14 protein-coding genes are annotated in these 12408 nt (G+C 44.5%); 8 read left to right on the top strand and 6 right to left on the bottom strand.

Annotation, left to right across the window (positions count from 1 at the left end):
• Positions 1 to 104 precede the first annotated feature (104 nt).
• The 3 genes from V6668_RS21875 to V6668_RS21865 form a co-directional block, all read right to left on the bottom strand.
• Positions 105 to 968, bottom strand: coding sequence for an alpha/beta fold hydrolase (locus tag V6668_RS21875; RefSeq protein ID WP_338706659.1), 864 nt, complete (start codon positions 966 to 968; stop codon positions 105 to 107).
• 56 nt (positions 969 to 1024) lie between these two features.
• The gene (locus V6668_RS21870) at positions 1025 to 1447 is read right to left on the bottom strand and encodes a MarR family transcriptional regulator (RefSeq protein ID WP_338706658.1); all 423 of its coding nucleotides are present in this window, start codon (positions 1445 to 1447) and stop codon (positions 1025 to 1027) included.
• 116 nt (positions 1448 to 1563) lie between these two features.
• Positions 1564 to 2628 (bottom strand): ABC transporter substrate-binding protein, encoded by a 1065-nt coding sequence (locus V6668_RS21865; RefSeq protein ID WP_338706657.1) that lies wholly within the window; start codon positions 2626 to 2628, stop codon positions 1564 to 1566.
• 166 nt (positions 2629 to 2794) lie between these two features.
• Here V6668_RS21865 and V6668_RS21860 point away from each other — a divergent pair, with 166 nt between their 5' ends.
• Positions 2795 to 3871 (top strand): FecCD family ABC transporter permease, encoded by a 1077-nt coding sequence (locus V6668_RS21860; RefSeq protein WP_218034852.1) that lies wholly within the window; start codon positions 2795 to 2797, stop codon positions 3869 to 3871.
• A gap of 2 nt (positions 3872 to 3873) precedes the next feature.
• Positions 3874 to 4641, top strand: coding sequence for an ABC transporter ATP-binding protein (locus tag V6668_RS21855; RefSeq protein WP_047843839.1), 768 nt, complete (start codon positions 3874 to 3876; stop codon positions 4639 to 4641).
• A 144-nt stretch (positions 4642 to 4785) separates the two neighbouring features.
• Here V6668_RS21855 and V6668_RS21850 read toward each other — a convergent pair whose 3' ends face one another.
• Positions 4786 to 5418 (bottom strand): DUF421 domain-containing protein, encoded by a 633-nt coding sequence (locus V6668_RS21850; RefSeq protein WP_338706654.1) that lies wholly within the window; start codon positions 5416 to 5418, stop codon positions 4786 to 4788.
• 154 nt (positions 5419 to 5572) lie between these two features.
• Between V6668_RS21850 and rnhA the strand changes: the two genes are divergently transcribed.
• The 5 genes from rnhA to V6668_RS21825 all read left to right on the top strand — a co-directional run bounded on the left by rnhA (position 5573) and on the right by V6668_RS21825 (position 9916).
• Positions 5573 to 6226 (top strand): ribonuclease H, encoded by a 654-nt coding sequence (rnhA, locus tag V6668_RS21845; RefSeq protein WP_036668512.1) that lies wholly within the window; start codon positions 5573 to 5575, stop codon positions 6224 to 6226.
• Between the two features lie 210 nt (positions 6227 to 6436).
• Positions 6437 to 7306 carry an alpha/beta hydrolase gene (locus V6668_RS21840; protein ID WP_338706653.1) on the top strand — a complete coding sequence of 290 codons (870 nt, stop codon included), beginning with the start codon at positions 6437 to 6439 and terminating at the stop codon, positions 7304 to 7306.
• Between the two features lie 299 nt (positions 7307 to 7605).
• Positions 7606 to 8595 carry a serine/threonine-protein kinase gene (locus tag V6668_RS21835; protein WP_338706652.1) on the top strand — a complete coding sequence of 330 codons (990 nt, stop codon included), beginning with the start codon at positions 7606 to 7608 and terminating at the stop codon, positions 8593 to 8595.
• Positions 8596 to 8904: 309 nt separating this feature from the next.
• Positions 8905 to 9345: an Imm48 family immunity protein gene (gene imm48 / locus V6668_RS21830; protein WP_338706651.1), complete on the top strand. Its 441-nt coding sequence runs from the start codon at positions 8905 to 8907 to the stop codon at positions 9343 to 9345.
• Positions 9346 to 9376: 31 nt separating this feature from the next.
• Entirely contained in the window at positions 9377 to 9916 is a 540-nt protein-coding gene (locus tag V6668_RS21825; protein WP_338706650.1) for an RNA 2'-phosphotransferase, read from the top strand.
• Positions 9917 to 10111: 195 nt separating this feature from the next.
• Here V6668_RS21825 and V6668_RS21820 read toward each other — a convergent pair whose 3' ends face one another.
• Positions 10112 to 10969, bottom strand: a complete 858-nt coding sequence (locus V6668_RS21820; RefSeq protein ID WP_338706648.1) for an SDR family oxidoreductase — start codon at positions 10967 to 10969, stop codon at positions 10112 to 10114.
• A gap of 110 nt (positions 10970 to 11079) precedes the next feature.
• Positions 11080 to 11505 (bottom strand): Rrf2 family transcriptional regulator, encoded by a 426-nt coding sequence (locus V6668_RS21815; RefSeq protein WP_036668516.1) that lies wholly within the window; start codon positions 11503 to 11505, stop codon positions 11080 to 11082.
• A 424-nt stretch (positions 11506 to 11929) separates the two neighbouring features.
• On the opposite strand from V6668_RS21815, the gene V6668_RS21810 reads away from it, so the two are divergent.
• Complete coding sequence (locus V6668_RS21810) at positions 11930 to 12406, top strand: DUF6790 family protein (protein ID WP_026080959.1); 477 nt, start codon at positions 11930 to 11932, stop codon at positions 12404 to 12406.
• Positions 12407 to 12408: the final 2 nt, after the last annotated feature.

Below are 12408 nucleotides of genomic sequence, written 5' to 3'. Positions count from 1 at the left end.
TCGTTTAATCCTATCCAGAACTATGCATATAAGCTTATCTAAAAAAAATAAACTTTTGCATACAGGATTAAAGGTAAAAAGGAGGTATTAACATGGTATTTATTTTATTTTGTGAGTTTTTCCGTTAATTCAAAGGGGAATTGTCTGTTCACCCATTCAAGGATGATATCGACAGGTTCCTTGTACCGTTGGCCTACCAGTAAACCTGTATGGGTCGTATCCCACAGTCCGGCATATTCAGCATCCAGCTGTTGGGCAGTTAATTTGCCTCTCTGATCTTCGTCTTCACAGGAAACAGCCTTAATCACCAAGCTGGGGCAATGGATCAGGTCGCCATTAATGGATACACCGCCATCTGCTCCAAACATCACGGAAAATGTGCTAAATGCCTTCGCAGACTCCATCTGAAGATATTTACGCTGAAAAGCAATGTCTTCTGCCGTCTCATCTATACTGGTTAGTTCATCACGGACAGGTGCAGGCATGATAATTCCAGGTGTGATACGATTACTTTCCGGGTAGGGGATTAGCTCATGCACTTCCTTGCTCAGACTGGCGTCGATCACAACCAGGCCTGCCAGAGTAACGGTTTCTGCAATCTTTTGACTGAGAATTCCACCCATGCTAAAGCCAATGAGGACGGGAGGCTCGTTGAACTCGGCTAACACTTCACGAATATCCTCTAAATAATCGTCAAACGTAATCTTTGTCATATCCATGACCCGACTCTTGTAGTGACTTCTCAGGTTCATGACATAACAGGTCCAACCGTGCTTGACAAAGTGGGGGATATATTTGCTCCACATCCAGCTGCCTGTGTATGCACCGTGAACGAACAGCAGTGGGGGCTTCTGGGTCGTTGTTTTTTCGTCATGAGGCGGGGTTCCTGCGAATATCTCCAAGTGTAAATCATGTTCTCCGATCTTCTTTACCTCATGTTCCGGTAAAAATTGAGTGTAGTCCGTCATACCAAAAAACTCCTCTGAAATATTAGTTTTATATCAAACTATTTCTCCGAAAAAAATTAGAAGTTGCTATGGATTTTCATTAAAATTCGTAGCAGTTCTTTTTTCTCAGCTTCCGTAACGTCCGCATAGAACGCGTCCAGCATGCGCTGAGATATCTCTTCAAAAACAGGCTTTAATTGTTCGCCTTTTGCAGTCAAAGCCACATGAACAACTCGTGAATCTGTTGCATCACGCTCCTTGAGGACGTATCCTGTCCGCACCAATTTGTCCACAAGTGCAGTCACCGTGGATTTATCCTTGCCAATTTTTTTGGCGATTTCAGCCATGGTCATCCTGTGATTGTTGTACAGGGCATAGATGATATCCCCATGGGACGTGGCGAGATCCTGGATTCCCTGCTCAGCCATCTCAGTAAGGATGAAACGGTTGACCTTCTCTTTAATTTTGGATATGAGTGAAATAGCGTCTCTTGTTTTCATACGTGTAATATAGTTTGTTATCAAACTAATGTCAAGCTTTGATCCGTGATTTCTTGCACGCCCAATATAGCAAAAGAGCAGGGAGAATGTCTTCTCCTGCTCATTGGCTCAAGTCATTACTTCATCGGATTAGCTTTCATTTCCTGTCCCATTTTCTCAATGCCATCCAGAATTTGATATCCATAACCCCAGAACTGGCTGAAATCTGTGACATAGATCTGTTTGTTCTTGATCGCGTTCATGCTTTGCAGGGCAGGGTTGGCATACAGGTTCTCAATTAGCTTATCGATATCCGGTGAACCGGCATACGCGGACAAGAGCAGGTAGTCCGGGTTCGCTGTGATCAGTTGCTCAACACTTACCTCACCTTGCACACCATCAAACGTATTTTTCAGCTTCAACAGGCCAAGTGCATCAAGCTGATACGTATCGTTCTGCATGCTGCTTACCGTAATGGTGTCTTCTGTAGCGGGTACGATATAAGCAAAACGTTGCTCAGGCTGATCCGCTACACTTGCCTTAATGGCTGCAACACGAGTCTTCAGACTTTCCGTGAAAGTTGCGGCATTCTCTTGAACGTCGAAGATCTTTCCAAGTTGTGCAATATCGCTATAGAGGCTTTCGAGTGTGCCTTTGTGATTCGTCGTTTGCAGGAACGTGCGGATATTCAAGTCATTCAATCCATCGACGGTACCCACGCCCCAGTCTGCATCAGCGAACAGGTCGCCCCGTCCGAGAACCAGATCCGGGCTTGCACCTACAACCAGCTCTTTACCTACATAATCCTTGGACAATACCGGAATTTGGGCGAAATCATCAGCCACATCCGGTGTAACGGAACCATATAGAGCAGCAACACCGACCATTTTATCGGTCAGACCTAATTTGATGAGCATCTCAGCCGCAGATTGGGTATTCGCAACAACACGTTCAGGTGCTTTATCGAATACTTGCACTTTGGGTTTCCACTCGCCACCCTCACCCGAGATCGTGAAATTTTCAATGGTGAGCGGGTACGTCGTTTTATTTGTATTCTCAGCAGGAGCTGAAGTTTCTGTCGTGTTAGTAGGTGAAGTTGTTTCTTCGGCAGGGGAAGAAGTTGAAGCGTTCGAACAGGCTGCAAGCAGCAGTAACAGGAGACTTAGAGCAGCGAAGCCAATGGTTCTGGATGTGAATTTCATTAAATGATGAACCCCTTTTCTATGTGTTTTAAATTGACAAAGATAATCATTCTCAATTATAATCCGAGAAAACACATTGTAAATAGCTAAATTTAATTTGTTCTACATTTTACGCGAATTGATGGGGGAAGAGATGGCACAGACGGTTCAGGTTCAGACACAGCGTATGGGGAAAAGAGAGTCTCTGATTCATAGTAAATCCGGGTTTGCTTTACTGATTGCAGCTTTAATCATGATTACGCTTATATCCGTAGGTATTGCAGTTTCCATTGGACAGGTACAAATTCCACTGGCGGAATCATATCGTATTCTATTATACAAATTAACGGGATTTCAGTGGGGGACAACACCCATTGAGGCAGGTTCCTTTACCGATATCATTTGGCAGATTCGTTTCCCGCGTGTGCTGATGGCGATGTTTATCGGTGCAGGCTTGGCCTTGTGCGGTGCTGTTATGCAGGCTGCTGTGCAGAATCCGCTCGCTGATCCTTACATACTGGGTATATCCTCAGGTGCTTCACTTGGAGCAACCTTTGCAATTCTTATTGGATTTGGTGCGATTGGGTGGCTTGGTCAGACGGGGGTTGCTTTCTGGGCCTTTGCCGGTGCGATGGGTGCGTCCTTACTGGTCCTGACTTTGGCAGGGATTCGGGGGAAAATGACGTCGGTCAAGCTGGTGCTTGCGGGAATGGTGATTAACGCGTTATGTAGCGCTTTTTCGAACTTTATTATTTATTTTGCCAACAATGCTGAAGGCATCAAAACGGTGACATTCTGGACCATGGGCAGCCTGGCGGCTTCCGGATGGAACAAGCTTCCACTCGTGGGTATCGTCGTGCTGGTGGCGATTCTATTTTTCCTTTTACAGTCCAGAGTTCTCAATACGATGTTATTGGGGGATGAAGCAGCTGTTACGCTGGGCATTAATCTGAGTGTGTATCGCAGACTGTACATGCTGTTAACCGCTTTGGTGACAGGTGTTATGGTGGCGAGCTGTGGCATGATTGGTTTTGTTGGACTCATTATTCCGCATATTGTCAGAGGTCTCGTGGGTTCCGACCATCGTAAAGTGATGCCTGTATCCGTGCTGTTTGGAGCCATTTTCCTCATCTGGACGGATGTTATTGCACGATCCCTCATATCCAGCGTGGAGTTGCCAATCGGTATTATTACGGCCATGATTGGTGCACCAATGTTTATGTATATGCTGGTCAAAAAAGGCTACGGTTTTGGAGGAAATTAAACATGAAGCTGAACGTAGAAAATGTATCCATCTCTGTGCTGAACACGGACATCATCAAGGATATTTCATTACAGGTGAACGGTAAACAGTTCGTTGGGCTGATCGGACCGAATGGTTGTGGCAAGTCAACGCTGCTCAAGAGCATTTATAAAGTGATCAAACCGCAGCAAGGCAAGGTTTTTCTGGACAATACCGATATTCTCAAATCCAGTCCAAAGCTTGTTTCCAGACACATGGGCGTTGTTGGCCAGTTTAATGAATTGAGTTTTGATTTTACAGTACGCGAGATGGTCATGATGGGCCGTACCCCACACAAAAAAATGCTGGAGACGGATAATGAACGGGATCACGAAATCGTCGAGCAGGCTTTGGAAAAAGTACATCTGACTGGACATGCAGACCGCAATTACGTGTCTCTGTCTGGTGGGGAGAAACAGCGTGTCGTCTTGGCGCGTGTCTTGGCACAGCAACCCCAATTCCTGATCTTGGACGAGCCGACGAACCATCTGGACATCAAATACCAGCTTCAGATTCTAAATATTGTCCGTGGACTCGGCATTGGTATATTGGCAGCGCTGCATGATCTCGAACTCGCCGCAGAATATTGCGATTATCTCTATGTGGTGAAAAAGGGCCAGATTGTGGTCCATGGCAAACCGGCTGATATTCTGACTCGCGAGATGATTGGTGAGGTATTTGATGTCGATTGTGAAATCTATACAAATCCAGTTACGGGCGGCTTAGGCATTGCTTACCTGAGTACACGTTGATTGGGGCTATATCTTTGTTTGGATGACGTGGAGAAATCTTTCGAAATAATCAATTGAAGTGAAAATAGACCGTGCCTGTTGGAGCGATGTTGTTGAGTGCTCACAAGGCCGGTCTTTTGTTTTTTAGGTGGGGGTAGGGATCAACTATTGAAGCTTGGGATCAACGGGATGAGCATGAGCACCTTTGCTGACTTCTTGAAAAATATCTGAGGAATTATCGCTATGCGTTGAAGACTTGTTGCTGTTGTCTTGTTGGGGGTGTTCTCCCGTTGCTGGACTACTACCTGTAATCGCATAACTTCGTAGGATCTCTTCCAGATCTCCAATCGTCACGGGACGAGCATGTCGTTTCAGGACATAACCAAGTTGACCATTGGGTTCCACCGTTGCTGTCTCCAGATCGTCTACACTTGTAATTCCGTGCTGTCGCATATGCATCTCAAGCTGATCCATCGTATAACGCATACGTTTCAGATTCGGGATAATGACCTTTCCGTCCTCTACCACGATTTTGGAACTGCCACTCATTAACCGTTCAAAAATATTAAATTTCAATTGCAGTTGTTCCACTACAAGCAATGTCAAAATGAAGACCGATGCTGATCCAATCGCTTTGCCAAGCTCATGATTTGCGATGGGTTGTACAATCGTTGTTCCGATGGAGATCATGATGACCGTTGTGGCGACACTCATCTGTGAGATCGACTTGCGTCCTGCAATTCGCAGCAGAATCATGCCGATAAGTACAAGTAAAACAGATTTCCATATCCAGTCCATACGTATATTCCTTTCTATTCCAGTATGCGCTTTGTTTCTTAGACTGTTCTGGAGTTGGAGGAATTATGCAGATGGCCAAATCCATAGCTTTCATTCCGCCCACCAGATCGTTTACAATAGGGTATTGATGAAGTGAACAAAGGAGCGGGTTACAGTGGCAAAACAGAAATATTATGTTGTCTGGGAAGGCAAGAAGCCGGGTGTGTATAACACATGGGCAGATTGCAAAGCGCAGACGGATCATTATACTGGAGCAAAATATAAATCCTATGAGTCCAAAGCAGCCGCAGAAGAAGCGTATCGTGCTGGCTGGAAAGGGAACTGGGGTTCAAGTGCAGGCGGAGCGTCGAAGACAAAGTCGGCTGGTAGCGGAAGAAGTGCTGGCATGGAAACGTCAGAGGAAGTGGATTACGACAGCGTCTCTGTTGATGTGGGCACACGTGGTAACCCCGGACCTGTAGAATACAAAGGAGTAGACACCCGCACCGGTGAGGTTATTTTCTCCGTCGGACCGATCTCCAAAGGCACGAACAATCTGGGCGAATTTTTGGCCATTGTACATGCCCTTGCACATCTGAAAAAAGAAGGCAGTACCAAAACGGTGTATACCGACTCGGTCAATGCCATGAAATGGCTAAAGCAGAAAAAAGTAGCCACGACATTAGCACGGGACAACTCCACGGAAGAGATCTGGCTGATGATTGATCGTGCGGAGCAGTGGCTCCAGACGAATACGTACAGCAATAAAGTGCTAAAATGGCAGACCAAACAGTGGGGCGAAATCAAGGCAGATTACGGCCGGAAGTAGGAATTTTTCCAAAGGATGCCTCCTTTATTTCTGGTCTATTAGAATCGTTATTTACAATTTCCAGTTTCCGCTCTATAATCATCTGAATATGATTAGTTAAACATATGGAGGAGCCTGTCATCTGCAGGCCCTCTTTATCTTTTTGGTCCACTGATTAGCAAGTCCATTCAATAGAATGGGGTATTTGAGTATATATTGCAGGAGGCAGACATGAGTTCCATTTATAGAAGTGAAGAAGGCAAGAGCAGCATACTTGAAGAGTATGAGATTTATTTGAACGAGTTGGGTGAGAAATTTACTCGGGAGTATGTAGAGACGCGTTTTGGAAAGACGCATGTTTTAATGACGGGTCCTCTAGATGGCAAGCCGTTATTTATTCTCCAGGGCGGTAATTGTGTGAATCCGATGACATTGTCATGGTTCTCTTCTTTATTTAAAGAATACCGGATTATAGCTCCTGATACGATTGGTCATCCTGGTTATAGTGAGGAAGCGAGTATCTCGACACGGTTTGATAGTTTGGCATTATGGGTATCGGATCTGCTGGATCACTATGATATCGAAAAGAGTGCATTTATCGGCCCATCGTTTGGAGGAGGCATTATTCTCAGACTGGCTACCTATATTCCGGAACGCATCTCGTGTGCTGTATTGGTTGCTCCTGCGGGTCTTGCGGTCAATTCCAAAATTAAAACAGCTCAGGATATCACGTTGCCACTCGTCAAGTATCGCATGACGTCTTCACCATCTTCTTTGCAAAAAATTACGGACAACATGTCGTGCAACTGCATGAAAGAAATGGATAAAAACATTATCGGTAAACTTTTTAAATACGTCAGTATAGATCAGGATCTGCCCAAGCTTACGGAGCGGGAAGAACTGGTGAATTATACGTCACCAACCTTGTTATTGGTAGGAGAGAAGGATGTCTTTTTCCCTGCGGATAAGTGTATTGAGCGAGCTCAAAAGATTATTACGAATGTAGAAGCCATCAAGTATGATACAGGACATTTTCCTTCACAGGACGTATTGGTTCAGATGAACGAGGAAATCGGGCGTTTTTTACAGAATAATTATTAATAAAAGCTGCAAATGAAGGATGAGAAATGTTATTCTCCAGTTTAATAAAGTAATTACATCCATCTGTCGATACTCTATATAAGAGAATGCTTTTCTTCTATAGAGTAGTGTGGATAGGGATTAGCAGTATATCGCAGAAGGCTTGATATCATTAATATTTAAATATTTCGCGTTAAGGTGTTTCAAATTGCATCATTTGGTTTATATGTATAGTTGGCGATGAATTGCTGACTGGTTAAACCAAGTGATGCATTTACGCGGAAAGTCTTCCGATCGACAAGGTTGAAAAGAGGTCTGTTATGAGAAAAGACAATTGCAAAATGGCATTGCAGCGCAATGTGATTATAAATGATACATATCAGGTAAGACAGGTATTAGCCAGCAGTGAGTTGGCTATTGTATATGCAGGGCGAGATCGTAACACAGGTGCCAAAGTAGCCATTAAGGAATTTTTCCCACAGAGAATGGCTGAACGGCAGGCAGACAAGCGAGGGGTGTTCTGCTCTTCACGAGGATACGGTGGGCAATATCAGGAGTTACTGGCTGCATTTCTACTCGAAGGTGAACTATTATCGAAACTGGATCATCCCCATATTGTATCGTATATGGATCATTTTGAAGCAAATGGTACGGGGTATCTGGTTATGGAATACTGCACGGGAATCACATTGACCGAGTATTTGAATGAACATAATCATGCTCTTGATGCTGCTTTCATAACGGAGACGCTGCTTCCACTGGTGGATACATTGGATTACATACATAAGCAAGGCATTCTTCACCGGGATGTGAAACCTTCCAACATTATGGTTATGGAGGATGGTACACCCAAACTTCTGGACTTTGGCTCAGCTACCCGTTGGCCTATGCAATCCGGAGAGAAACAGGTGATATTCACATCGGCAGGTTATTCTCCACTGGAGTTTTATTCGGAGAAATCCAGTCAGGGACCGATGTCGGACATCTATAGTTTGGCAGCTCTGCTCCATTATTGGACATGCGGGCAACCTCCTATGGACGTGAAACAGCGGTTGTTCCAGGATGAATTGCCATCTGTTCGCTCACATAATGAGTATGTGAATCCTTGGCTCGCTCGTGTTATTCATTGGGGGTTGACGGTTCGTTCTGAGAAACGCTGTGCTTCCTTAGCTTGGGTCAGAAGCTCGCTGCGAGTTCAAGCCTGGGTATGGAAAGTGCGCAAGCCAGGTACAGTGGAATGGTCTTTAGCCGAGAATGAACATACGCAGGTCTATGAAGTGGAGTCGAAAAAGCAACATGAGATGGCTTGAGTTATAACACCTCTTTTATAAAATGGTATGCTAGATGAGCATATTCGTACAATAAATTAAACCAAGTCGACTTATAAAAGAGGAGATTTGGTTTTTTTGTTATTTATTATGTTATAGGGAATCGGATGTAATTGAATGACGTTATATTTTATAGAGTTCGTCTCGAAGTTAGCCAGACGATAAATCATGCCGTGATTAACAGCTCCACCTATAGATAGAATTTGAAACGAACACCCCAACTCCGATACAATGTTCTCATAGAGTCTAAGAGAATGGATCAAATACGGTGCAGAAATGGAGAAAACCAATATGACTGATTTTATCAACGCTGACGATATTAATGACGTAATTCTGTCTGCGGCAGCAAACGAGTTGGAGCAGATGGTGGACAAAATGTGTGAGCTGATTGGCACGCCTTTGGAACAGACAACAGAACTGGAGCGTCAGGTCATGGCTGCTTTTGGTTTTGGCGCGGTGTATGGCATCACTCATCGGGATCAGCTGGCGGAGCCGCAGGCCCATGCCTTGAGCATTCGGATGTTGATTAAACCATTTAATTACAGTGAGCAGCAGGCGGTTGATTTTGCCGATGATCTGATTCGGGTGGCTTCCGATCGTGAGGTTCATCCGGTGATGAATACGATTATCCAACGTGGGATTGATGGACACCGCCAATTCAATCAGGAAGACGATGAAGGATTGGAACGTAACATTCAGGAGATTTTAACCGCGGTTCAATCGCAAAAATAGACAGTTTTATTAGATGTGGGAGATGATTGTATTGGATCTGATGAAATTAAGCAAGGAACTCTCATACGCTCTGCGACATGCACCATGGGAGTATGAGCTGGAACTGGACGAAGAGGGTTGGGTGGAAATCTCGCAATTGCTGGTGGCTTTACATGAAAGTCCGCAGTGGAAGGAAGTCACACAAGCCGATCTGGAGCAGATGATCCAAACCTCGGAGAAAAAGAGACATGAAATCCGTTCTGGCCGTATTCGGGCATTGTATGGACATTCGACACCTCATAAGATATCGAAAATATCTGCTGAGCCACCGGAAACCCTGTACCATGGGACCCCGGCACGCGCAGTAAATTCTATTATGGAACATGGCTTACAGCCGCGGCAAAGGCAATATGTACATCTGTCCGCAGATATTGATACGGCCAATCAGGTGGGACGAAGACGAGATGATCAGCCTGTCATTTTGAAAATCAATGCTGCTCAAGCGGCCACAGACGGAATCCTCTTTTATCATGGAAACGAAAATATCTGGCTGGCTGATCACATTCCTGCACGTTATATTCTTGAGCAGTGAGCAGTGACTGGTGAGCAATGAGTGATGAACTGTTGTGGAAAGCATAAATACCTATCTCAAATTGCAGCAGTCGCAATGAATGGGTTGAGTGTACAGTCATCCGTTCAACGGGTATATCGTTATATTGATCGTTAGCCACACCAAAAAGGGACGCATCCAACATTTGTTGGTGTGTCCCTTTCTCATATTCAAAACTTACTTGCCTACAATTGCTTTAATACTTTCGCTAAGTGGCTGAGCCGGACGGCCAAGCAATTTCTCTAAAGTATCACTTTCTACAGCCAATGCGCCTTCACGGATGGCACTTTGCATATCAACAAGCATCGATACGACAAAGTCCGGTAGACCTGCACCTTTCATGATGTCAGCGTAAGCGGCATCGTCCACGTTTTGCACGTTGATTTCCTGCCCAAGCACTTCACCAACAATGGCAGCCAGTTCAGCTTGCGTGCGTAGTTTGCCGGACAATTCATATACGGTATTCTCATGTCCTTCTCCTGCGAGAACAGCTGCAGCAGCATGGGCGTAGTCACTTCGGGTAGCCCAGCCTACTTGGCTGTTGTTGGTGGCATGAACCCAAGGTGCACTTTGGGTAGCTGCTTGCACACTGCCTGCTTCATTTTCCAGGTACCAGTTATTGCGCAGGAAGGAATACGGAATGCCGGATTCACGAATAGCTTTTTCTGTAGCGCGGTGAACCTCCGCCAGGGAAAGGGTATTTTTCTCTGCATTCACAACGCTTGTATAAGCGATGAAACCCACGCCTGCGTTCTTGGCAGCGTCAATGGCAGCCTGATGTTGGCGAATACGCGTTTCATTGTCACCATCAGTTGAGATGAGCAACAGACGGTCAACACCGGCAAAAGCTTTCTCCAACGTCTCCGGTTGATCGAAATCACCATGACGCACGTCAACCCCTTGAGTGCGGAGTGCTTCCGCTTTCTCTGGATTACGTACACTTACTGCCACATCCTTGGCAGAATTGTTTTTCAACAATGCCTCTACAACCAGTGAACCCAAATGACCTGTTGCGCCAGTAACCAAAATTTTCATTTTCTTTTCCTCCTAGGATATGTGTTTTGTTTGCATATGGTTGTAATCGAAAATGTTATAACAGGTGTGATTACAACGAAAGGGTTAAAAAAAGCTCATTATGAGCTTTTTTATTCAGAGACATGAATCTGATCCATCATCTGTTGTATGGTTACACGATTCAAGCGCTGTTCCATAGCTGTCTGAGCCTCAATGAGTTCGGCACGCAAGGTGTGTTCAATCATGTTGCCGACCGGACATTTCGGATTCGGATGTTTGTGAAAGTTAAACAATTCCCCATCCTCCACGACCTCAAGCGCTCGATATACATCAAGAAGGGTAATGTCGGCTGGATCTTTCAACAAGGAAGCACCACCCACACCGGGTCTGACGTCAATCAGTCCAGCCTGTTTCAGCTTGGACATAATCCGCCGAATAATCACGGGATTTGTATTCACACTCTGCGCGATCACATCCCCGGTGCATTCATTGGGCATAACAGCGATCAGGGACAGGGTATGAACCGCAATGGAAAAGCGACTGCTGATTTGTCTCATGGGATAATCACCACCGTTGTAACTATAATAGTTACAAAGAGATCGGATGTCAATTCCTTTATATTATATTTTAATGGATAGTTGCTGTTGTTCTGTAATCGTAGATGATCAAACAGAATGATAATTGAACTATCAGCTATGTCAAATAAATGAGTTGTGGTTCTTTTGAAGCGTTAAAAAAGAAGTAGGTTTCAAACCTTTTAATGTAATAATAGGTCTAAATTACTATTATTTTCAAGTTAAATGGAACTATATGGTTTTCTTGTTTGCGTACAGAAGAAGAAAAATGACAAAAGCTTCGACAAACTAGAAAATTATGTATGAATTGACAAATGTAAAAGCGATTATATAATGTGTTTAACTACAAGATTGTACATTTAGTTACAAATGATTCCAAATAAAAAACGGCGGGAGTGGGACAGGCATGTGGTTTTTGGTTCTATGGTTGTTAGGTCTAATTTCAGGGGGAGTACACCTATATGTGTTAGGTTTTCCCGGGGAAATGAGCGAGATTAGCAGGGTGTTGCTGCTTCATCAGTTTGTGGTTACGTTTGGATTGGTTGGAGTGATTGGTTATGTTGTCAACATTGCCAGAGCGGATCAGACAGCCAAAATGTTAGGATGGCCTGGTGGACCATTTCAGGTTAAATACGGTTTTTCCCAGGTAGGGCTTGGAGTTATGGGGATTATGGCCATCTGGTTCCAAGGGAACTTTTGGGTTGGTGTATTGGTAACGATGTACATATACGGATTAAGTGGTCTTTGGTCACATACTTATGTCATGATTAAAAATCGCAAGGCAGATGGAGACAGTATCGGGAATCTCATTATGGATGTGGTGTATCAAACGTTTATCACGGTTCTCTCCGTATTGGCTGGTGGAATCTGGGTAATGCACTAAGC

It is taken from the genome of Paenibacillus amylolyticus (assembly GCF_036894225.1).
Classification (GTDB): Bacteria; Bacillota; Bacilli; order Paenibacillales; family Paenibacillaceae; genus Paenibacillus; species Paenibacillus amylolyticus.
The sequence above is the reverse complement of the archived record's forward strand: the minus strand, read 5'-3'. Positions and strand labels throughout refer to the sequence as shown.

Coding starts and splice junctions, on each gene's coding strand:
- V6668_RS21875 (WP_338706659.1), bottom strand. CDS start 968: ATGACGGACTACACTCAATTTTTACCGGAACATGAGGTAAAGAAGATC.
- V6668_RS21870 (WP_338706658.1), bottom strand. CDS start 1,447: ATGAAAACAAGAGACGCTATTTCACTCATATCCAAAATTAAAGAGAAG.
- V6668_RS21865 (WP_338706657.1), bottom strand. CDS start 2,628: ATGAAATTCACATCCAGAACCATTGGCTTCGCTGCTCTAAGTCTCCTG.
- V6668_RS21860 (WP_218034852.1), top strand. CDS start 2,795: ATGGGGAAAAGAGAGTCTCTGATTCATAGTAAATCCGGGTTTGCTTTA.
- V6668_RS21855 (WP_047843839.1), top strand. CDS start 3,874: ATGAAGCTGAACGTAGAAAATGTATCCATCTCTGTGCTGAACACGGAC.
- V6668_RS21850 (WP_338706654.1), bottom strand. CDS start 5,418: ATGGACTGGATATGGAAATCTGTTTTACTTGTACTTATCGGCATGATT.
- V6668_RS21840 (WP_338706653.1), top strand. CDS start 6,437: ATGAGTTCCATTTATAGAAGTGAAGAAGGCAAGAGCAGCATACTTGAA.
- V6668_RS21835 (WP_338706652.1), top strand. CDS start 7,606: ATGAGAAAAGACAATTGCAAAATGGCATTGCAGCGCAATGTGATTATA.
- imm48 (WP_338706651.1), top strand. CDS start 8,905: ATGACTGATTTTATCAACGCTGACGATATTAATGACGTAATTCTGTCT.
- V6668_RS21820 (WP_338706648.1), bottom strand. CDS start 10,969: ATGAAAATTTTGGTTACTGGCGCAACAGGTCATTTGGGTTCACTGGTT.
- V6668_RS21815 (WP_036668516.1), bottom strand. CDS start 11,505: ATGAGACAAATCAGCAGTCGCTTTTCCATTGCGGTTCATACCCTGTCC.
- V6668_RS21810 (WP_026080959.1), top strand. CDS start 11,930: ATGTGGTTTTTGGTTCTATGGTTGTTAGGTCTAATTTCAGGGGGAGTA.